Below are 18,849 nucleotides of genomic sequence, written 5' to 3' on the forward strand. Positions count from 1 at the left end.
CGTCGCCCGCGGAGATCGCCGCCCAGCTCGACCGGTGGGCCACGTCCACGGCGGGCTTCGGCAACGGGCAGATCCCCGCGGACGCGCTGTGCGAGCTGTCCTTCGCGGCCGGCGAGCAGCTCCGCTGCGACGCCGCGCACCAGATCGAGGCGCTCAACGCGAAGTACAAGGAGACGTTCGGCGCGAACCTGTCCGTGACGGACTCCTACCGCTCCTACGCGTCGCAGGTCGCCGTGAAGGCGTCCCGCGGCTACTTCGCGGCGCCGCCCGGGATGTCGAACCACGGCTGGGCGCTCGCGCTCGACCTGGGCGGAGGCATCCAGAGCTACGGCACCGCGCAGTACGAGTGGATGCGCGCCAACGCGCCGGCCCACGGGTGGGACAACCCCGAGTGGGCTCGCGCCGGGGGCAACAAGAACGAGCCCTGGCACTGGGAGTACGGCGACATCTCCTGACCGTGCGCCCTCGACGGCCCCGGCACCGCGACGACCTCGCGGGCCGGGGCCGTCGTCGTCCCCGCACGTTCCGACGGGACGCGGCGCGGCCGGGCGGCGCGTCAGACGAGGGCGCCCGCGATGAGCAGCATCGTCACGAGGAAACCCGTGACGAGGTTGAGCCACAGGAACGTGCGCCACCCGGCGTTCGCACGCTCGCAGTCGTCGTCGCGCACGTCGCGGAACCGCAGCACGTTGACGGCGTACGGGATCGGCAGGAGCGCCGCCAGGACGCCCGGCCACGGCAGGACCGCGAGCACGGCCGCGGCGGCGACGTACGCGGCGGCCGCGCCGAGCACCGTCGCGTGCGCGCCGACCGCCGTCGCGACGGACGCGATCCCGCCCTCGCGGTCCGCACGGACGTCCTGCACCGCGCCGAACGCGTGCGAGGCCATGCCCCACAGGACGAAGCCGACGAGGACCGGCCAGACCGAGCGCGCGGCGAGGTCGGCGTCCACGAGGACGAGCGCGTACAGCAGCGGCCCGGCGAAGTGCATCGCCGACGTGAACGAGTCGAGGAACGGGCGCTCCTTGAACCGCAGGCCCGGCGCCGAGTACGCGACGACGCCGAGCACCACGAGCGCGAGCACGACCCCGGCGAGCGGGTCGCCGAGCAGCAGCAGCGCGACGAGGAACGGCACGTTCGTCGCCACGCACGCGCGCAGGATGCGCCGGTGCGTGACCCGCGCGGTCGCGGGGTCGGCCAGCGCGCCCTCGATCCCGCCCTTGCGCGGGTTGCGCAGGTCGCTCGCGTAGTCGAACACGTCGTTCACGCCGTACATGAGCAGGTTGTAGGGCACGAGGAAGTAGAGCGTGCCGACGACGAGCGCGACGTCGACCCGGCCCCCCGTCGCGACGAGGTAGCCCGCGGCGAAGGGGTAGGCGGTGTTGATCCACGAGAACGGCCGCGACGCGGCGAGCACCGCCCTCACCGGGCGTCCTCGTCGGCCCGGTCGCGCGGACCGCCGCCGGCGGCGCGTGCCCGGCCGCGGTCGCCGAGCACGGTCCACAGCACGGGCATCCCGAGCGCGGCGGCGAGCGCGTACGCGAAGTCCTCGAGCGGCGCGCCCCACAGGTAGACGCCGAGGATCTTCCCCGGGTCGAACACGTAGAGGTCGGCCGCGATCATGAGCGTGTCGAACACGAGGGTGAGCACGCACAGCACGACGGCCGTCCACACGAGCGGCCCGGGACGCAGCCGGCGCAGCACGCGCCAGGACACGACGACGAGCAGCGCGAGGACGACCGCGTTGAGCACGATGTTCGTCACGCGTCGCCCCCCGCCCGGGCGCGGCGCGCGGCGAGGACGTGCTCGGCACCCCGCCACACGAGCAGCGCGTTGTAGCACAGGAGCGTCAGGAAGACCGCCTCCTCGACGGGCAGGTCGGGCGCGAGCAGGAGGCCCGTCATCCAGGGGCTCTCGCCGCGCGCGAAGATGCCGAGCGCGAGCCCCGCGACGTCCCACGCGAGGAAGCCGACGACGCCCAGGCCCACGGTGAGGCCCGCGCGGCGCGGGTCCGCCCAGAACGCGAGCCGGAAGCGGCGGTCGAGCACGGCGAGGCCGCCGAGCGACACGGCGAGCGCCGCGAGGTAGGCGAGACCGGTCACCGGCGGACCACCGCCGGCGCCCCCGACGGGTGCAGCCGCTCGGGTCGCCGGCTCGCCGCGAGGAAGCCCTCGCGCAGCGGGGCGGGCAGCGGGCGCGCCGAGGTCTCGCCGAGCAGCCGCTTGGCGACGAGCTCGGCGCTGATGAGGCACATCGGGAGTCCCACGCCCGGGATCGTGCCACCCCCGGCGTGGTAGAGCCCGTCGACACGGCGGGACGCGTTCCCCGGGCGCCACAGCGCGGACTGCCGCAGCGTGTGCTCCATGCCGAGCGCGCTCCCGCGCCACGACGAGAGCTCGGTCGCGAAGTGGGCCGGGCCGAGGACGCGCCGCGTGACGACCCGCCCCGGCAGGTCGGGGACGCCCGCCCAGCGGCCGACCTGCGCGAGGTAGCGGTCCGCGAGCGCCTCGAGCAAGCGCTGCGACTCGGCGTCGGCACCGAGCGTCGGGTCGGCGGGGAACGGGACGAGCACGAAGAGGTTCTCGTGGCCGGGCGGCGCCGCGGGGGCGGACGACGACGGTCCGTCCGTCGCGGACGTCCGCGACACGTACAGCGACGCCGGGTCGGGCACCCGCAGGCCGCGGGGGTCGCTGGGCCCGTCCGTGCCGAGCACGGCGTCGAAGTTGGCCGGCCAGTCGCCCGTGAAGAACAGCGAGTGGTGGGCGAGCTCGGGCAGCTCGCCGCGCACCCCCGCGAGCACGAGGAGCGCGGAGATCCCGGGGCCCTTCTGCTCCCACGCGGCAGCGGGCAGGTCTGCCCGGTGCGGCGCGAGCAGCACGGTCTCCGTGTGGTGCCGGTCCGCGGCCGAGACGACGACGTCCGCCGCGACGCGCTCGCCCGACGCGAGGCGCACGCCCGTGACCCGGCCGCGGCGTCGCGTGCCGGGCGCGACCTCGATCTCGGCGACGTCGGCGCCCGTGCGGACCTCGACGCCCTCGGCGCGCGCGAGCCGCTCGACGGCCTCGACGAGCGTGTGCATGCCGCCGCGCGGGTACTGCACGCCGTCGACGAGGTCGAGGTGGCTCATGAGGGAGTAGAGCGCGGGCGCCCGGTACGGCGAGGATCCGAGGAACACGGCGTGGTAGCCGAGGAGCTGGCGGAGCCGTGGGTCGTCGACGGCGCGCGCGGCGCGGTCGGCGAGGCTCTCGCGCAGCAGCCCGGCCAGCCGCGGGAGGCGGCGCAGGACCGACGGGGACAGGGCCCGGTCGGGTCGCTCGAACGTCGTGTAGAGGAAGTGGTCGAGCGCGAGGCCGTACGCCTCGCTCGCGTCGGCCGCGTACGCCGCGAGGCGCGCGCCCGCGCCGGGCTCGATCGCGTCGAACCGCGCGCGGTTCACGCCGGGGCTCGCCGAGAGCTCGAACGCCGGCGCCGGGGCGTCGCCGTCGGGCTCGAAGAACACGCGGTAGGCGGGGTCGAGCGGCACGAGGTCGAGGTGGTCCTCGACGCGCGCGCCGAGCAGCGCGAAGAAGTGCTCGAAGACCTCGGGCATGAAGTACCAGGACGGGCCGGTGTCGAAGCGGAAGCCGTCGACCTCGAGCGTGCCCGCGCGGCCGCCCACGACGTCGTGGCGCTCCAGCAGCGTGACGCGCGCTCCCCCGCGCGCGAGCAGCGCGGCGGTGGCGAGCCCGGCGATCCCTCCTCCGACGACGGCGACGCGCGGTGCCCTCACGCGAGCACCTTCCGGGGCCGCGGGGAACGGGCGGACGCGACGTGCCCGAGGAGCTGGCCGCCGGCGGCGCGCGCCGCGAGCGCGACCTTCATCGTGTCCGGCACGCGCACGCGCGCGCGCAGGATGTCCTCGGGCGGCGTCGCGGCGAGGCGCGCGAGGAGCCGCTCGTACACCGCGACGGTCGCGGCGACGGCGATGCGCGGACGCACCGGGAGGCCGGGCAGCGCGGCCCGGGCGGCGGCGAGGTCCGCCTCGACCTCGCGGCAGAACGCCTCGACGTCCCGGCGGCGCAGCCGGCCGGGCACGACCCCGGGGAGGTACGCGCGCCCGAGCTCGTCGTGGTCGGTGCGCAGGTCGCGCAGGAAGTTGATCTTCTGGAACGCGGCGCCGAGCGCCCGGGCGCCCCGCACGAGCACCGTGTCGGGCACGCGCAGGGGCTCGCCGGGGCGGCGGCGGGCGTTGAGGAAGACCGCGAGGCACATGAGGCCGACGACCTCCGCGGAGCCGTACACGTACCGCTCGTAGCTCTCGCGGTCGTGCACGCGCACCGTGAGGTCGGTGCGCATCGACGCGAAGAACGGGTCGACCTCGGCGTGGCCGAACCCGCACCGGCGCGCGGTGAGGGCGAACGCGTGGACGACGAGGTTGGTCGACCACCCGCGTTCGAGGGCGCGACCCGTCTCGGCCTCGAGCTCGTCGAGGAGGTCGGCGGCGCCGTCGCCCCGTCGTGTGTCCACGACCTCGTCCGCGATGCGCACGAGCCCGTAGACCGCGTCGATCCCGGCACGGGTCGGCGCGTCGAGGAGCCGCGCGCCGAGCCCGAACGAGGTCGAGTACGCGGCGAGCACCACGCGGCTCGTGCGTGCGGCGGTCAGGTCGTACAGCCGTCCAGGGTCGCTCTCGTCGCCCACGTCGTCGTCCCGTCTCCCGTCACCGGGGCACCTCCCCGGCCATTACTCAGCATGCTGAGGAACGTAGGGTCGCACGAGACGGCGACCCTCACATCTCGGGAGCGGACCCGGCCGTCGCACCGGGTGCGCGGTCGATGCGACGGGGACCCGCCTGCCACGCCTCCCACGCCGACCCGATGATCTCCGGCAGCCCCTTCGTCGCGCGCCACCCGAAGAGCTCGTTGATGCGACGCGGGTCGCCCACGAGCTGCGGCGGGTCGCCCGCGCGGCGCGGCAGGACCTCCGGCGTGACGTCGAGCCCGCTCACGCGCCCGATCTCGTCGATGACCTCGCGCACCGACGAGCCCTGGCCGGTGCCGACGTTGAACACGTCGAACGGGCGCTCGGCGACGTCGAGATACTCCAGCGCCGCGAGGTGCGCCTGCGCGAGGTCGAGCACGTGGATGTAGTCGCGGATGCACGTGCCGTCCGGCGTCGGGTAGTCGTCGCCGAAGACCTTGGGGCGCTCGCCGCGCTCGAGCCGGTCGAGGACCATCGGCACGAGGTTGAGCACCGCCGGGTCGCCGAGCTCCGGCCAGCCCGCGCCCGCGACGTTGAAGTAGCGCAGCGCGACGAACCGCAGCCCCCAGGACCGGCCGGCCGCGCGGCCGAGCCACTCGCCGACGAGCTTCGTCTCGCCGTACGGGTTGATCGGCTCGGCGTGCAGCTTCTCCTCGACGAGCGAGACCGACGGCATGCCGTACGTCGCGGCCGACGACGAGAACACGAGTCGGTCCACGCCCGCCGCCTGCATCGCCGTGACGAGGTTCGTGAAGCCGCCGACGTTCTGCTGGTAGTACCAGGCCGGCTTCTCGACCGACTCGCCCACCTGCTTGCGCGCCGCGAAGTGGATCACGGCCCGGACCTCGTGCTCGGTGAGCGCGCGCGTCAGGACGTCCACGGCCTCGGGCGAGGCCACGTCGACCTGGACGAGCGTCGCGTCGCCGACGCGGTCGGCACGGCCGGTGCTGAGGTCGTCGACCACGACCACCTTCTCGCCGCGCTCCTGCAGGAGGCGCACCACGTGCGCGCCGATGTACCCGGCTCCGCCGGTCACGAGGATCGTCATGGCCCCACCCTAGTGGGGCGGCGAGGGCTCCCGGCGGCAGGCGGCGCGACGGTCCGCGGCCTCGCCGTCGCTACGCGTGGCCGTGCGCCTCGCGGTCGCGCAGGGCCGCCGTCTCGAGCTGGAACGTCGAGTGCTCGACCGAGACGGGGAAGTGGTGCGCGACGCACGTGCGCACCCGCTCGACGATCTCGAGCGCGTGCCCGTCGCGGAAGCACGCGTCGTCCACGACGACGTGCGCGGAGATCGTCGGCAGGCCGGTCGCCACGGTCGAGGCGTGCAGGTCGTGCACGTCCTCCACGTGGTCGAGCGAGAGGATGTGCGCCCGGACGTCGTCGAGGTCGAGCCCCTCGGGCGTGAACTCCATGAGCACGGCCGTCGCCTCGCGCAGGAGCCGGAACGCGCGCGGGACGATGAGCGCGGCGATGACGAGGGCGGCGATCGTGTCGGCCCGCTGGTACCCGGTCGTCGCGATGACGACGGCCGCGACGACGACCCCGACCGACCCGAGCGCGTCGTTGACGACCTCGAGGAACGCGGCCCGCAGGTTGAGGTTCGCGCGGCGGCCCGACGCGAGCACCGCGATCGCGACCACGTTCCCCACGAGCCCGACGACGCCGAACACGAGCAGCTCGGACGAGGGCACCTCGGGCGGCGCGACGAGCCGACGGACGCCCTCGACGACCGCGTACACGCCGACCGCGAGCAGGAGCGCCGCCTGCGCGAGCGCCGCGAGCACCTCGACCCGGCGGAAACCCCACGTGCGCCGCTTGGTCGCGGGTCGCAGCGCGAGCGACACGGCGACGAGCGCGACGAGCAGGCCGGTGGAGTCGGTGAGCATGTGCGCGGTGTCGGTGAGGAGCGCGAGGCTGCCCGTGAGGACCGCCCCGACGGCCTGCGCGACGAGGATCGTCGCCGTGATCCCGAAGGCGACCCCGAGCCGCGCGCGGTGGTCGGGCGCGGCGCCCCCCGCACCGTGGTCGTGACCGGTTCCCATCGGCCCTCCATTCATCGGCAGTTATCGATGATATCGCCAGTCACCGATGTTTTCCAGGGTGCCCGGGGTGAGGTCGGCCACCCGGGGTCCGCCGGGCGTCAGGGCGCGAGGGCGACGTGCTCGGCGTCCGCGAGCAGGTGGGCGACCTCGGGCCGCGCGAGGCGGTACCAGGAGGAGCGGCCCTCGCGCCGGACCCCGACGACGCCGGCGTCGCGCAGCGTCGTGAGATGGGCGGAGACCGTGGACTGCGCGAGCCCGAGCTCGCGCGTGAGGTCGACCACCCGGCGCTCGTCGCGCGCGAGCAGGTGCACGATCGCGAGGCGGCTCGGCTCCGCGAGCGCGTGGAGGAGGCGGGCGACCGCCTCGTGGTCGTGCGCGCCGGCGTGGGCGGGGTCGCTCGCGGCGCTCGTCGTCACGCGTCGATCGTAGCGAGCCGCCGTCGCGCCGCGCCCGCGCTCAGCCCCAGCCGAGCTCGTGCAGGCGGTCGTCGTCGATGCCGAAGTGGTGCGCGATCTCGTGGACGACCGTGACGGCGACCTCCTCGACGACGTCCTCGCGCGTCTCGCAGATCGCGAGGGTCGGGTTGCGGAAGATCGTGATGCGGTCGGGCAGCGAGCCGGCCGCCCACAGGTGGTCGCGCTCGGTGAGCGGCACGCCCTCGTAGAGGCCGAGGAGGTCGGGGTCGTCCGCGGGCGCGTCGTCCTCGACGAGCACCACGACGTTGTCCATCTGCGCCGCGAGGTCCTCCGGGACGAGGTCCAGCCCGTCCCGCACGGCGTCCTCGAACTCGGCCCGCGTCATCTCCACCACGCGACCATCCTCCCCCGGTCCCGCGCGGGACCACGACGCGGGCACGGCTGTACACTGGCCGACGTTCTGAGCCCCCATCGTCTAGCGGCCTAGGACCCCGCCCTTTCACGGCGGTAGCACGGGTTCGAATCCCGTTGGGGGTACGCGAGCTCGACCCGGGACCGGTGGCCACCAGCGGATTTACGGATCGGCTCATCGGTACGGTACGATCCTCTCGGTTCGAAAGCGGGCCGCCACAACCCCCGGTGAACGGGTGTTAGGGTGTTCCACGCTGAAGAAGCAAGGCCCTGTAGCGCAGTTGGTTAGCGCGCCGCCCTGTCACGGCGGAGGTCGCGGGTTCAAGTCCCGTCAGGGTCGCGTGAGGCGAAGAGCCCGGTCGGCATCGGCCGGCCGGGCTCTTCCCCCATGGCTCTGTAGCTCAGTTGGTAGAGCGTTCGACTGAAAATCGAAAGGTCACCGGATCGACGCCGGTCGGAGCCACCGAGAGACCCCCGTCCGGGATCCGGGCGGGGGTCTTCTGGTCTCCCCCGACGCCGCCCCACCGCGCCGCGCGCCCCGGCCCACCGTCGGCCCCCGGGAAGTTGCGCGCCGCCGCGGGTCCCGGTTGAGTGGTGGGGTCACCTGCGGAAAGGCGGAGAGATGAGCGACTGGATCGACGGGCGCATCCCGCCCGAGGAGCAGAAGCCGACGGTCGGGCAGCTCGTCGAGCGGCTGTCCGAGCAGGCGACCCGCCTCGTCCGGTCGGAGATCGCGCTCGCGAAGGCCGAGCTCGCGACCAAGGCCAAGCACGCCGGCATCGGCATCGGCATGCTCGTCGTGGGCGGGGTGCTCGTCCTGTACGGCCTCGGGTTCCTCCTCCATTCCGCGATGGAGGGCCTGGCGACCGTGATGCCCCTCTGGCTCGCGGCGCTGATCGTGGGGCTCGCGCTCGTGCTCGTCGCAGGTACGCTCGCGTTCGTCGGCGTCAAGCAGCTGCAGCGCGGCGTGCCGCCCACCCCGACCGGCGCGGTCGAGGGCATCAAGGAAGACGTGGCGACCATCAAGGAAGGACTGCGCTCGTGAGCGGATCCGACGGGGCTCCGACGCCCCAGCTGTCCCAGTCCCAGCTCGAGGACGAGATCGCCCGCACGCGGGCCGAGCTCGCCGGGACGATCGACGAGCTCACGACGCGCCTGGACCCGCGCGTCCAGGCCAAGCAGGCCGCGCACCAGGCGAAGCAGGCCGCCTCGGACACGGGCACGTTCCTCAGCGGCGGCGGGCTGCCGGAGGAGGACCCGGACCGCTCGCGCAACGTCAAGCTGCTGCTGGGTGCCGTCGTGGCGGGCGCGGCGCTCGTCGCCGCGGCCGTGCTCCGCCGCCGGTCGTAGCGCGCCCTCGTCGGGGCGCGCACATCGGGCCGCTCGGCCCGTGTCTCTCTCCGCGCGGGCCGGTGACCGGCCCGCCGCGTCCTCCCCGTCCGCCGTCGCGCCGCCGCGCGGGCGGCGCGGCGCGGCGCGGCGCGGCGGATCAGGACTTGTCGGTGCCCTCGGCGGGCTCGCTCGCGGCGCCGAGGAGCGCACGCACCTCCGACTCGCGGTAGCGGCGGTGTCCACCGAGCGTGCGGATGGACGAGAGCTTTCCGGCCTTCGCCCAGCGGGTGACCGTCTTGGGGTCGACGCGGAACAGGCTGGCGACCTCGGCGGGCGTGAGCAGAACCTCGGACTCTCCGTGCATGGACATCACGACACCTCCTCCTGGTACGCGCTGGTCCGGCTCATGCCCCGGATCACGACGACAGCACGACGCCAGTACCCTCCATTGTCGCAGCATGCGGATTTCGGGCGACTTGACGGACGGGTGAATTAGGCGGTCTATGGGTCGGAACGGCCGGATAGGCGTCCGTGCGGCATACGGACGTGTTCCCGACGCCGGCACGCGGGACCGCAACCGCCCGCCGGTCCCTCGGCGCGTGGAGACTCTGTGACGACAGGCACGTCCGGGGCTCCGGCCGGGCTCCTGAGTGGATGGAATAGGCCCGGACCATGTACCGTTGGACCCTGAACAGACGAAACTACACCCCGGGGCCGCACGTCTGAGCACGTAGCCGCCCCGCTTCTACGTTGAGGGGGTCGGAGCCATGGGCCGCGGCCGTCAGAAGGCAAAGCAGACCAAGGTCGCTCGCGCGCTGAAGTACTACAGCCCCGAGACGAACTACAGTGCGCTCGAGCGTGAGCTCACCGGTCACAGCCACACGGATGTCGTGACGGACTCGCGCTTCGGCGCCGAGTCGTCGGACGACCTCGAGCGCTACGACCAGCGCTACAACGACTGGTCCGACGACCGCTGACGGTTCGTCGACCACCTCTCTTCCGCGGTCCCGCGGACGCACGACCCCGGCTGCGCCGTCGCCTGCCCTGCAGGCGGCGGCGCCGTCATGTCGGGGGCCGGTGACCGCGCCGCGAGCACGCGCCGACCGCCACCCTGCGCGTCCGCGTCGACCCGCGTCCGCGCCGACCGTCGTCCGCGTCGACCGCTGAGCGCGGGGCGCGGGGCCGGCGCGACCCGCCGACCCCGCGGGCGTCAGGCCCTGTAGTCGCCGACGAGGCGCACGGCCCCGGCCTGGACGCCCTTCGTCCCCGCCACGAGGTCGCCGTCCGCGACGTCGGTCGCGGCCGCGTCGAGCGCCTCGACCGAGCCGAGCACCCAGGCGGGCACGCCCAGCGCCGCGCACCGCGCGAGGGCGGCGTCGACGCCGTCCGCCCCGACGACGGCGACCATGCCGACACCGAGGTTGAGCGTGCTCTCGAGGTCCCCGCGCGGCACGTCGCCCAGCTCGCGGACGAGGCGGAACACCGGCGGGACGTCCCAGCTCGCGCGTTCGACTACCCCGACGAGCCCGGCGGGCAGCACGCGCGCGAGGTTGGCCGCGAGGCCGCCGCCCGTGACGTGCGTGAACGCGTGCACCTGGGCGGCGTCGTCCGCGGCGAGCGCCAGGCAGTCGCTCGCGTAGACGCGGGTCGGCGTGAGGAGCTCCTCGCCGATCGTCCGCCCGAGCTCGTCGACGTGGCGCTCGAGCCCCCAGCCGGCGTGCTGGAGCACCGCGCGCACGAGCGAGTAGCCGTTCGAGTGCAGGCCCGAGGACGCCATGGCGACGAGGACGTCGCCCGCGCGCACGCGGTCCGGGCCGAGCAGCGCGTCCGCCTCGACGACGCCGGTCGCGGCGCCCGCGACGTCGTACTCGTCCTGGCCGAGCAGGCCCGGGTGCTCGGCGGTCTCGCCGCCGACGAGCGCCGTCCCGGCGACCTCGCAGGCCGCCGCGATGCCGCGGACGATCCCGGCGATGCGCTCGGGCACGACCTTGCCGCACGCGATGTAGTCGGTCATGAAGAGCGGCTTCGCGCCCACCACGACGATGTCGTCCACGACCATGCCGACGAGGTCGAAGCCGATCGTGTCGTGCACGTCGAGCGCCTGCGCGATCGCGACCTTGGTGCCGACGCCGTCGGTCGACGTCGCGAGGAGCGGGCGGCGGTAGGTCGCGACCTCGGAGAAGTCGTACAGCCCGGCGAAGCCGCCGACGCCGCCGAGCACCTGGGGACCGTGCGTGCGGCGCACGGCGTCCTTCATGAGCTCGACGGCCTTGTCACCGGCCTCGGTGTCGACGCCCGCGGCGGCGTAGGTGAGGCCCGTCCGGGGCGCGTCGGCAGTCATCGTGTCGGCTCCAAGGGTTCGTCGCGGCGCGCGCGCCGGTGGTCGTGCAGGTGAGGTGGTCAGGGGTGCTGGAGTGCGCCGGAGCCGCCCGCGGAGACGGACAGGCTGCGCAGGCCGTCCTCGGGCGCGCCGAGCGGGAGCTCGGCCTGCTCGAGGAGGTGCTTGCCGAGCTGGTCGTCCGGCGGCAGCTCGATGGGGTACTTGCCCGTGAAGCACGCGGTGCACAGCTGCGACGACGGCTGCTCGGTCGCCGCGATCATGCCCTCCGTCGAGATGTACCCGAGGGTGTCGGCGCCGAGCGACTGGCCGATCTCGTCGGGCGACAGCCCGTTCGCGATGAGCTCGGCGCGCGACGCGAAGTCGATGCCGTAGAAGCACGGCCACTTGACCGGCGGGGAGCTGATGCGCACGTGCACCTCGGCCGCCCCGGCCTCGCGCAGCATGCGCACGAGCGCGCGCTGGGTGTTGCCGCGCACGATCGAGTCGTCGACGACCACGAGGCGCTTGCCGCGGATGACGTCGCGCAACGGGTTGAGCTTGAGGCGGATGCCGAGCTGGCGCAGGGTGTCCGACGGCTGGATGAACGTGCGGCCCACGTAGGCGTTCTTGGTGAGGCCCTGCCCGAACGGGATGCCGGACTCGGCCGCGTAGCCCACCGCGGCGGGCGTGCCGGACTCGGGCACCGGGATGACGAGGTCCGCGTCGACGGGGTGCTCGCGCGCGAGCTGGCGGCCCATCTCGACGCGCGCGGCGTGCACCGAGCGGCCGTTGATCGTCGTGTCGGGGCGCGCGAGGTAGACGTACTCGAAGACGCACCCGGCGCGCTCGGCGGGGGCGAAGCGCTGCGATCGCAGGCCGTCGGCATCGATCGCGATGAGCTCGCCCGGCTCGACCTCGCGCACGTAGGACGCGCCGACGATGTCGAGCGCCGGCGTCTCGCTCGCGACGACCCACCCGCGCTCCAGGCGGCCGAGGACGAGCGGGCGCACGCCCTGCGGGTCGCGTGCCGCGTAGAGGGTGCGCTCGTCCATGAAGACGAGCGAGAACGCGCCGCGCAGGCGCGGGAGCACCTCGAGAGCCGTCGCCTCGAGCGTGTGGTCGGCGTCGCCCGCGAGCAGCGCGGTGACGAGCGCGGTGTCCGTGGTGTTGCCGCGCGCGAGCTCGCCGCGACGCTGGCTGCCGTAGCGCTCGGCGACGAGGTTGACGAGCTCGGCGGAGTTGGTGAGGTTGCCGTTGTGGCCGAGGGCCACCGTCCCGGACGCCGTCGCGCCGAGCGTCGGCTGGGCGTTCTCCCAGGTCACGCCGCCCGTCGTCGAGTACCGGCAGTGACCGACGGCGATGTGCCCCGTCAGGGCGTTGAGCGCCGTCTCGTCGAACACCTGGGAGACGAGTCCCATGTCCTTGTAGACCAGGATCTGCTCACCGTTGCTGGTGGCGATGCCGGCCGACTCCTGGCCTCGGTGCTGCAGCGCGTACAGACCGAAGTAGGCGAGCTTGGCGACCTCCTCGCCGGGCGCCCAGACACCGAAGACGCCGCAGGCGTCCTGGGGGCCTTTCTCGCCGGGCATGAGGTCGTGGTTGAGAAGTCCATCTCCGCGGGGGGCCACGTACCTCAGTGTCCCACAGCAGGCACGCCCGGACCGAAGCGCGTGCTCAGGTGGACACCTGCGCCCGGCGGCGCCGTTCACGGTGGCGTTACGTCGTCCCAGCAGTCGGTCGGGGGTTTCGGAGGGTGGGAATGCCGCGCTTGAATCTCGACTTACCCGACCGCGGCAGTCCACTATCACGCCGCGGACCGGGACCCCGACCGCTCCCCCGGACCCTCCGGGCCCCGACGAAGGACGACACCATGCGACGCCTCCGGACGACGATCACCCTCGCGGCTGCCGCGGCAGCCACCTCCCTGGTCCTCACCGCGTGCGCGCCGACCGCCGTCGACGGGTCCGGCGGCGACGCGGGCGGCGACGGCTCCGTCGAGCCCACGACGCTCTCGCTCGTCGGGTTCGCCGTGCCCAAGGCGGGCAACGACGCGGCCCAGGAGCTGTGGGCCGAGACGGAGGACGGCCAGGGCGTCACGTGGGAGACGTCGTACGGCCCCTCCGGGGACCAGAGCCGCGCCGTCGCGGACGGCCTCGAGGCCGACTACGTGCACTTCTCGCTCGAGGGCGACGTCACGCGCCTCGTCGACGCCGGGATCGTCGCCGAGGACTGGAACGCGGGCGAGCACCAGGGCATCGTCAGCCAGTCGGTCGTCGTGCTCGTCGTGCGTGAGGGCAACCCGAAGAACATCCGGACCTGGGAGGACATCGTCCAGCCCGGCATCGAGATCGTCACGCCCAACCCCGGCTCGTCCGGCTCCGCCCGGTGGAACATCCTCGCCGGCTGGGGCAGCGTCATCGCGAACGGCGGCACGGAGGAGGACGCGACCGAGTTCCTGCGGAAGTTCTTCACGAACGCCGTCGCGCTTCCCGGCGGCGGCCGCGACGCGACGACCGCCTTCACCGCGGGCACGGGCGACGTCCTGATCTCCTACGAGAACGAGGCGATCCTCGCGCGGCAGAACGGCGAGACGTTCGACTACGTCGTCCCCGACCAGACGCTCCTCATCGAGAACCCCGCCGCGGTGACCGTCGACGCGGACCCGCGCGCGCAGAGCTACCTCGACTTCGTCCTCACGCCCGAGGGCCAGGCCGCGTTCGCGAGCAAGGGCTTCCGCCCGCTCACGGGCGACCTCGACGTCGAGGTCGAGGGCGCCAACGACCCGAGCGAGCCGTTCCCGGCGGTGCCGACGCTCCTCACGATCGCCGACGACTTCGGCGGCTGGCCCGCCGCGAACGAGAAGTTCTTCGGCGACGAGGGCATCGTGACGAAGGTCCAGACCGAGACCGGGAAGCAGTGACCCGTGTCCCCGACCCTCGCTGAGCGACCGGGCCGGACCGCGCGCGAGCGCGGCCCGGCCCCGGCCGCGCCCGCCCGCCGCCGACGCCGGACGCCGAACGGCCCCTACCGCCTCACCGCGACCTCCGGGCTCGGGCTCGGCGTGGCGCTCCTGTGGTTCTCCGCGCTCGCACTCGTCCCGCTCCTCGCGGTGCTCGTCGAGACGTCGGCCGGCGGGTGGCCCGCGTTCGTCGCCGCGGTCACGCAGCCCCAGACCGCAGCCGCCCTGACCCTCACCGTGACGCAGGCGCTCGCCGTGACGGCCGTGAACGTCGTCATGGGCACGCTCGTCGCGTGGGTGCTCGTGCGCGACCGCTTCCCCGGCAAGCGTCTCCTCGAGGTCCTCATCGACATCCCGTTCGCCCTGCCGACGATCGTCGCGGGCCTCGTGCTGCTCGCGCTGTACGGGCCGTCGGGTCCGCTCGGGATCGACGTGGCGAACACGCGCGCCGCCGTCTTCCTCGCGTTCTGCTTCGTCACGCTGCCGTTCGTGGTCCGCAGCGTCCAGCCGGTGCTGGCCGAGCTCGACCGCGACGTCGAGGAGGCGGCGGCGTCCCTCGGCGCGACCCGCTTCACGACGTTCCGCCGCGTGGTCCTGCCCGCGCTCGCGCCCGCGATCACGGCGGGTGCGGCCCTCTCGTTCGCGCGCGCGATCAGCGAGTACGGCGCGCTCGTGCTGCTCTCGGGCAACCTCCCGATGCGCACCGAGGTCGGCTCGGTCCGCATCCTCAGCTACCTGGAGAACGGCCAGCCCGAGCAGGCCGCGGCCGTCGCGTCGGTGCTCCTGCTCGTGTCCCTGCTCGTCATCGCGACGATCCAGCTCCTCCAGCGAAAGGTGGCCCGCCGTGGATAGCTCTCCCTGGGTGCGCCGCACGCTGCGCGCCGTCGTGGTCGTCTACCTCGTGCTGCTCGTCGGCTGGCCCGTCTCGCTCGTGGCGAAGAACGCGTTCGCGGACGGCCTCGAGACGTTCCAGCGTGCGTTCGCCGACCCCTCGGTCCTGTTCGCGCTCCAGCTCACCGCGGCGGTCGCGGTGCAGGTCGTGCTCCTCAGCACCGTGTTCGGCGTCGGGATCTCGTTGCTCGTCGTGCGCTACGACTTCCCGGGCAAGGCGCTCCTCAATGCCCTGCTCGACCTCCCGCTGTCCGTCTCCCCGATCGTCGTCGGGCTCGCGCTCGTCCTCGTCTACGGGAAGAACGGCTGGTTCGGCGGCGCGCTCGAGGAGGCCGGGTTCCGGGTGATCTTCGCCCCGCCGGGCATCGTGCTCGCGACGGCGTTCGTGTGCCTGCCGCTCGTGATCCGCGAGATCGTGCCCGTCCTCACCGAGCTCGGCACCGACGAGGAGCTCGCGGCGACGAGCCTCGGCGCGAGCCGGTTCCAGACCTTCCGGCGCATCACCCTGCCGGCGATCAAGTGGGCCGTCGTGTACGGCGTCGTCCTCACCCTCGCGCGGGCGCTCGGCGAGTTCGGCGCCGTCAAGGTGGTGTCCGGCAACTTCGAGGGCCGCACCCAGACCTCGACGCTCCTCGTCGAGCAGCGCTACCAGGACTTCGAGCAGGGCACGGCGTACGCCGTCGCGTTCCTCCTCGCGTCCGTGTCCGTCGCGTGCATCGTCGCGGTCACCCTCCTGCGGTCCGACGACGCCGCCCCGGCCCGCCGCCCGGCCCGTCCTGCCACCCGCCCCGCCACCCCCTCGGAGGTCGACGCATGAGCATCGAGATCCGCAACGTCCGCAAGACCTTCGGCGACTTCGTCGCGCTCGACGACGTCTCCGTGTCCGTCCCGACCGGCCGCCTCACGGCGCTGCTCGGCCCGAGCGGGGGCGGCAAGTCGACGCTCCTGCGCGTCGTCGCCGGGCTCGAGGTGCCCGACTCCGGCGCGATCGAGATCGAGGGTCGTGACGCGACGAACCTGCCCGCACGACGCCGCAACGTGGGCTTCGTGTTCCAGCACTACGCGGCGTTCAAGCACCTGAGCGTCGCGCGCAACGTCGCGTTCGGCCTCGAGATCCGGCGCACGCCGAAGGCCGAGATCGCCGAGCGCGTGGACGAGCTCCTGCGGCTCGTGCACCTCGAGAGCTTCGCCCACCGGCTGCCGTCCCAGCTCTCGGGCGGCCAGCGCCAGCGCATGGCGCTCGCGCGCGCCCTCGCGATCCGCCCGAGCGTGCTGCTGCTCGACGAGCCGTTCGGCGCGCTCGACGCCAAGGTCCGCAAGGAGCTGCGCGACTGGCTGCGCCGCCTGCACGACGAGATCCCCGTGACGACCGTCTTCGTCACGCACGACCAGGAGGAGGCGCTCGAGGTCGCGGACGAGATCGTCGTCGTCAACGAGGGTCGCATCGAGCAGGTCGGCACGCCCGACGACCTCTACGACCGTCCCGCGAACGACTTCGTCATGGGTTTCCTCGGCCCGGTCACGCGGCTCGGCGGCGTCCTCGTGCGCCCGCACGACGTGCACGTCGAGGTGCTGGCCAGCGTCCCGGCCTCCGACGACGCCTCGTCCCGTCCGGGTGGCCCCGTGACCGGGGTCGTGACGCGCACGACGCGCGTCGGCTTCGAGGTGCGCGCCGAGGTGAGCGCGGGCGACGAGGTCGTGTCCGTCGTCGTGACCCGCGCGGAGGCGCGCACGCTCGGGCTCGCGGCGGGCGTGGCCGTGCGGCTCGCGCCTGCCCAGGGCGCGCCGACGGCCCCCGCGGCCGAGCCCGTCGCGGCGGCCGCCCCGGCCTGACCCTCGGGCGACGTCGCGCTCGCCTATCCTGCCCCGGTGCCTCCCCCGCGCGCCGACCGCCCGTCCCGCGACCGCGACGGCCGAGCGCGGCACCGGCGCGAGCGCGACGCCTACCGCTTCGTCGAGCTCGTGCCCGGCACGCGCCTGGCGGTGTGCGACGGGCTCGCGACCGCGAGCGGGGCGCTCCTCGCGGGCGCCGTCGTCGGGTTCCTGCTCCTCCTCGGGGCCGCGCTCGTCGGGGCGGAGGTCCTGCCGTCGTGGGAGCACGAGGCCGACGAGGCCGTGCGCACGACGATCGGCTGGTGGGTCCTGACGCTGCTCGTCGCCGCGCTGGCCGTCGTGCCGCTGCGCGCGGCCACGACCCTCGCCGTCGCGAGCGCGCTCACCGCCGCGGACCGCCCGCGCACCGACGTCCCGCCGCTGCCGCTCCGGCGGCGCGTGGCGGGCTCGAACCCTCCGGCCGCGCTCGCGGGGCTGGCCTGGACCGTCCTCGCCGTCGCGGTCGTCGCGGGCGGCGTCGTCGCGCCCCTCGCGATGGGCCCCGACGACGCCGAGCGCGCACCCACGGTCGTCGTCTCCGCCGTGGTCGGCGCCGCGGCGGTCGTCGGTCTCGTCGCGCTCCGGGCGCTGCGCGCGCGCTGGACCGCGGCGCGCGACGCGGTGCGCTCGGCCTGGGGGCCGAACGAGGTGCGCGCCGCCGAGGCCGCCGAGCGCCGCCGTCGTGCCGCGCTCCCCCGGACCGCCCTGGCGACGGAAGCCGGTCGCGAGGTCCGGAGCGGTTCGTCCGTGCGACGCCGCGACCGCGTGACGACCGCGCTCGGCGTCGCGGGCGGCGTGGGGTTCGTGCTCTTCCTCGTCGGCGTGACGATGCGGCACCCGCGCCGGCGCGGACCCGACGCGCACTACGGGCCCGTGGGCGAGACGGCGATCGACGTGCTCGTGGGCACCGGCGGCGCGCTCCTGGGCGCGGCGCTGCTCGCCGGGGCGCTGTGGTTCGTCCTGCCGACCCGGCGGCGGGCCCGGCAGCGCCGGGAGGCGCTCGCGCGCCTGCGCTCCCCCGACCCGGGTCCGCCGCCCGTCGACGACGTCGTCCAGGAGCTGCTGTCCCCGTGGTACGGGGGCGCGGCGGTCGCGATCGGGGTCCTCGCCGTGACCGGGCTCGTCGCCCCGTCCGTGCTCGCCGGCGTGCGGGGCGACGGCGTCGCGCTCGTGGCCCCGGGCGTGCCCTACGGACCGGTCGGCGTGGTCCTCCTCGTGGCCGCGGTCGCGGCCGCCGCCGTGCTCGTCGACGACGTGGGCCGCTCGGCGTGGCGTCGTGCCCGCGTGCGAGCGCAGTGGCACGTCGGCGACGCGACGGGCTGACGGCGCGTCACCGCCGCCGGCGCCCGGAGGGGGGTCGGGTCAGCGCCGCCCACGCAGGCTGCGCCGGTCCGCGACGACGGCCCATACGCCCGCGACCCCCGCGCCGAGCGCGGCGCACGTGACGACGATGACCGTGAAGTAGACACCGGGCTTGAAGACCGGCTCCGCGGCCGGCGACTGGAGCCACGCGCCGCCGAGGCCGAGCCCGAGCACGGTGCCGAGCACGACGCCCACCGTGAAGAACGCGCGGTAGCGCGGCGCACGGCGCACCGTCGTCGGGTCCACGACGCTCTCGATCTCGACCTCGCCGGCCGTGCCGCCGGCAGCCGTGGTCGCGTCGTCCGACGCCCCGTCGGTCGGCGTCTCGTCCGCCTCTGCCCGGGCGGCGTCGGCGGCGGTGGGCTGCGCGGGCACCGCGTCGGGCGCGCCCGCGTCAGGGGCTGCGGAGGGGTCGGGTGCCGCGCCGTCGGGCGCGGAGGACTGCTCGGGGCTCACGACCACGACCCTACCCGGGGAAGCCGGGGACCCCGCCCGGGTGCCGTG

Annotated in this window: 22 protein-coding genes and 3 tRNA genes; 12 read left to right on the forward strand and 13 right to left on the reverse strand. The window is 74.5% G+C overall.

Going from position 1 to position 18,849, the window contains the following annotated elements:
* On the forward strand, window positions 1–455 hold a 455-nt coding region (locus tag GJV82_RS00940; RefSeq protein ID WP_196217160.1), incomplete at its 5' end, for a M15 family metallopeptidase.
* A gap of 101 nt (window positions 456–556) precedes the next feature.
* On the opposite strand, the gene GJV82_RS00945 is transcribed toward GJV82_RS00940, so the two are convergent.
* The 9 genes from GJV82_RS00945 to GJV82_RS00985 all read right to left on the reverse strand — a co-directional run bounded on the left by GJV82_RS00945 (window position 557) and on the right by GJV82_RS00985 (window position 7,583).
* On the reverse strand, window positions 557–1,426 hold the full coding sequence (locus GJV82_RS00945; protein WP_115941904.1) for a prenyltransferase: 870 nt from the start codon (window positions 1,424–1,426) through the stop codon (window positions 557–559).
* On the reverse strand, window positions 1,423–1,764 hold the full coding sequence (locus tag GJV82_RS20370; protein ID WP_115941903.1) for a lycopene cyclase domain-containing protein: 342 nt from the start codon (window positions 1,762–1,764) through the stop codon (window positions 1,423–1,425). The genes GJV82_RS00945 and GJV82_RS20370 overlap by 4 nt, the downstream gene beginning before the upstream one ends.
* Window positions 1,761–2,102, reverse strand: coding sequence for a lycopene cyclase domain-containing protein (locus GJV82_RS00955; RefSeq protein WP_162289049.1), 342 nt, complete (start codon window positions 2,100–2,102; stop codon window positions 1,761–1,763). The genes GJV82_RS20370 and GJV82_RS00955 overlap by 4 nt, the downstream gene beginning before the upstream one ends.
* Entirely contained in the window at window positions 2,099–3,769 is a 1,671-nt protein-coding gene (gene crtI / locus GJV82_RS00960) for a phytoene desaturase family protein (RefSeq protein ID WP_318657141.1), read from the reverse strand. The genes GJV82_RS00955 and crtI overlap by 4 nt, the downstream gene beginning before the upstream one ends.
* The gene (locus GJV82_RS19775) at window positions 3,766–4,680 is read right to left on the reverse strand and encodes a phytoene/squalene synthase family protein (protein WP_155097937.1); all 915 of its coding nucleotides are present in this window, start codon (window positions 4,678–4,680) and stop codon (window positions 3,766–3,768) included. The genes crtI and GJV82_RS19775 overlap by 4 nt, the downstream gene beginning before the upstream one ends.
* Before the next feature lie 88 nt (window positions 4,681–4,768).
* Window positions 4,769–5,788, reverse strand: coding sequence for a UDP-glucose 4-epimerase GalE (gene galE, locus GJV82_RS00970; protein ID WP_024839005.1), 1,020 nt, complete (start codon window positions 5,786–5,788; stop codon window positions 4,769–4,771).
* Window positions 5,789–5,858: 70 nt separating this feature from the next.
* Window positions 5,859–6,782 carry a cation diffusion facilitator family transporter gene (locus tag GJV82_RS00975; RefSeq protein ID WP_155097938.1) on the reverse strand — a complete coding sequence of 308 codons (924 nt, stop codon included), beginning with the start codon at window positions 6,780–6,782 and terminating at the stop codon, window positions 5,859–5,861.
* Between the two features lie 98 nt (window positions 6,783–6,880).
* Window positions 6,881–7,198 (reverse strand): ArsR/SmtB family transcription factor, encoded by a 318-nt coding sequence (locus GJV82_RS00980; protein ID WP_024839007.1) that lies wholly within the window; start codon window positions 7,196–7,198, stop codon window positions 6,881–6,883.
* A gap of 40 nt (window positions 7,199–7,238) precedes the next feature.
* Window positions 7,239–7,583 (reverse strand): metallopeptidase family protein, encoded by a 345-nt coding sequence (locus GJV82_RS00985; RefSeq protein ID WP_115943517.1) that lies wholly within the window; start codon window positions 7,581–7,583, stop codon window positions 7,239–7,241.
* Between the two features lie 79 nt (window positions 7,584–7,662).
* On the opposite strand from GJV82_RS00985, the gene GJV82_RS00990 reads away from it, so the two are divergent.
* The 5 genes from GJV82_RS00990 to GJV82_RS01010 all read left to right on the forward strand — a co-directional run bounded on the left by GJV82_RS00990 (window position 7,663) and on the right by GJV82_RS01010 (window position 8,959).
* A tRNA-Glu gene (locus tag GJV82_RS00990) sits at window positions 7,663–7,735 on the forward strand.
* Between the two features lie 140 nt (window positions 7,736–7,875).
* Window positions 7,876–7,949: transfer RNA gene (locus tag GJV82_RS00995), tRNA-Asp, on the forward strand.
* A gap of 50 nt (window positions 7,950–7,999) precedes the next feature.
* Window positions 8,000–8,072, forward strand: a tRNA-Phe gene (locus GJV82_RS01000).
* 159 nt (window positions 8,073–8,231) lie between these two features.
* On the forward strand, window positions 8,232–8,654 hold the full coding sequence (locus tag GJV82_RS01005) for a phage holin family protein (RefSeq protein ID WP_024839009.1): 423 nt from the start codon (window positions 8,232–8,234) through the stop codon (window positions 8,652–8,654).
* Window positions 8,651–8,959: a DUF3618 domain-containing protein gene (locus tag GJV82_RS01010; RefSeq protein WP_024839010.1), complete on the forward strand. Its 309-nt coding sequence runs from the start codon at window positions 8,651–8,653 to the stop codon at window positions 8,957–8,959. Before GJV82_RS01005 ends, GJV82_RS01010 begins: the two co-directional genes overlap by 4 nt.
* A gap of 139 nt (window positions 8,960–9,098) precedes the next feature.
* On the opposite strand, the gene GJV82_RS01015 is transcribed toward GJV82_RS01010, so the two are convergent.
* Complete coding sequence (locus GJV82_RS01015; protein ID WP_024839011.1) at window positions 9,099–9,311, reverse strand: BldC family transcriptional regulator; 213 nt, start codon at window positions 9,309–9,311, stop codon at window positions 9,099–9,101.
* Between the two features lie 397 nt (window positions 9,312–9,708).
* On the opposite strand from GJV82_RS01015, the gene GJV82_RS01020 reads away from it, so the two are divergent.
* A complete protein-coding gene (locus GJV82_RS01020) occupies window positions 9,709–9,918 on the forward strand; it encodes a DUF3073 domain-containing protein (RefSeq protein WP_024839012.1) in 210 nt (69 codons plus the stop codon).
* 233 nt (window positions 9,919–10,151) lie between these two features.
* Here GJV82_RS01020 and purM read toward each other — a convergent pair whose 3' ends face one another.
* Both purM and purF read right to left on the reverse strand, forming a co-directional pair.
* Window positions 10,152–11,282: a phosphoribosylformylglycinamidine cyclo-ligase gene (gene purM, locus GJV82_RS01025; RefSeq protein ID WP_155097939.1), complete on the reverse strand. Its 1,131-nt coding sequence runs from the start codon at window positions 11,280–11,282 to the stop codon at window positions 10,152–10,154.
* Between the two features lie 59 nt (window positions 11,283–11,341).
* Window positions 11,342–12,889, reverse strand: a complete 1,548-nt coding sequence (gene purF, locus GJV82_RS01030) for an amidophosphoribosyltransferase (protein ID WP_024839014.1) — start codon at window positions 12,887–12,889, stop codon at window positions 11,342–11,344.
* 242 nt (window positions 12,890–13,131) lie between these two features.
* On the opposite strand from purF, the gene GJV82_RS01035 reads away from it, so the two are divergent.
* The 5 genes from GJV82_RS01035 to GJV82_RS01055 are packed head-to-tail and all read left to right on the forward strand — an operon-like array spanning window position 13,132 to window position 18,306.
* Entirely contained in the window at window positions 13,132–14,181 is a 1,050-nt protein-coding gene (locus tag GJV82_RS01035) for a sulfate ABC transporter substrate-binding protein (RefSeq protein ID WP_155097941.1), read from the forward strand.
* A 3-nt stretch (window positions 14,182–14,184) separates the two neighbouring features.
* Entirely contained in the window at window positions 14,185–15,072 is an 888-nt protein-coding gene (gene cysT, locus GJV82_RS01040; protein ID WP_024839016.1) for a sulfate ABC transporter permease subunit CysT, read from the forward strand.
* Window positions 15,065–15,928 carry a sulfate ABC transporter permease gene (locus GJV82_RS01045; RefSeq protein WP_024839017.1) on the forward strand — a complete coding sequence of 288 codons (864 nt, stop codon included), beginning with the start codon at window positions 15,065–15,067 and terminating at the stop codon, window positions 15,926–15,928. The genes cysT and GJV82_RS01045 overlap by 8 nt, the downstream gene beginning before the upstream one ends.
* A complete protein-coding gene (locus GJV82_RS01050; RefSeq protein WP_155097942.1) occupies window positions 15,925–16,944 on the forward strand; it encodes a sulfate/molybdate ABC transporter ATP-binding protein in 1,020 nt (339 codons plus the stop codon). The genes GJV82_RS01045 and GJV82_RS01050 overlap by 4 nt, the downstream gene beginning before the upstream one ends.
* A gap of 36 nt (window positions 16,945–16,980) precedes the next feature.
* Window positions 16,981–18,306 (forward strand): hypothetical protein, encoded by a 1,326-nt coding sequence (locus GJV82_RS01055; protein WP_155097943.1) that lies wholly within the window; start codon window positions 16,981–16,983, stop codon window positions 18,304–18,306.
* 39 nt (window positions 18,307–18,345) lie between these two features.
* Here the strand turns inward: GJV82_RS01055 and GJV82_RS01060 are convergent, their stop codons facing one another.
* Window positions 18,346–18,801 carry a hypothetical protein gene (locus GJV82_RS01060; RefSeq protein ID WP_143314170.1) on the reverse strand — a complete coding sequence of 152 codons (456 nt, stop codon included), beginning with the start codon at window positions 18,799–18,801 and terminating at the stop codon, window positions 18,346–18,348.
* Between the last annotated feature and the right edge of the window lie 48 nt (window positions 18,802–18,849).

Origin of the sequence: Cellulosimicrobium composti (assembly GCF_009711085.1) — a bacterium.
In the GTDB taxonomy this organism is placed as follows: domain Bacteria; phylum Actinomycetota; class Actinomycetes; order Actinomycetales; family Cellulomonadaceae; genus Cellulosimicrobium; species Cellulosimicrobium composti.

Excerpts from the sequence above, each read along its gene's own strand:
- GJV82_RS00975 (WP_155097938.1), bottom strand. The coding sequence starts at position 6,782 with ATGGGAACCGGTCACGACCACGGTGCGGGGGGCGCCGCGCCCGACCAC.
- GJV82_RS01050 (WP_155097942.1), top strand. The coding sequence starts at position 15,925 with ATGAGCATCGAGATCCGCAACGTCCGCAAGACCTTCGGCGACTTCGTC.
- GJV82_RS01035 (WP_155097941.1), top strand. The coding sequence starts at position 13,132 with ATGCGACGCCTCCGGACGACGATCACCCTCGCGGCTGCCGCGGCAGCC.
- GJV82_RS00985 (WP_115943517.1), bottom strand. The coding sequence starts at position 7,583 with ATGACGCGGGCCGAGTTCGAGGACGCCGTGCGGGACGGGCTGGACCTC.
- galE (WP_024839005.1), bottom strand. The coding sequence starts at position 5,788 with ATGACGATCCTCGTGACCGGCGGAGCCGGGTACATCGGCGCGCACGTG.
- purM (WP_155097939.1), bottom strand. The coding sequence starts at position 11,282 with ATGACTGCCGACGCGCCCCGGACGGGCCTCACCTACGCCGCCGCGGGC.
- GJV82_RS01020 (WP_024839012.1), top strand. The coding sequence starts at position 9,709 with ATGGGCCGCGGCCGTCAGAAGGCAAAGCAGACCAAGGTCGCTCGCGCG.
- GJV82_RS01015 (WP_024839011.1), bottom strand. The coding sequence starts at position 9,311 with ATGTCCATGCACGGAGAGTCCGAGGTTCTGCTCACGCCCGCCGAGGTC.
- GJV82_RS01005 (WP_024839009.1), top strand. The coding sequence starts at position 8,232 with ATGAGCGACTGGATCGACGGGCGCATCCCGCCCGAGGAGCAGAAGCCG.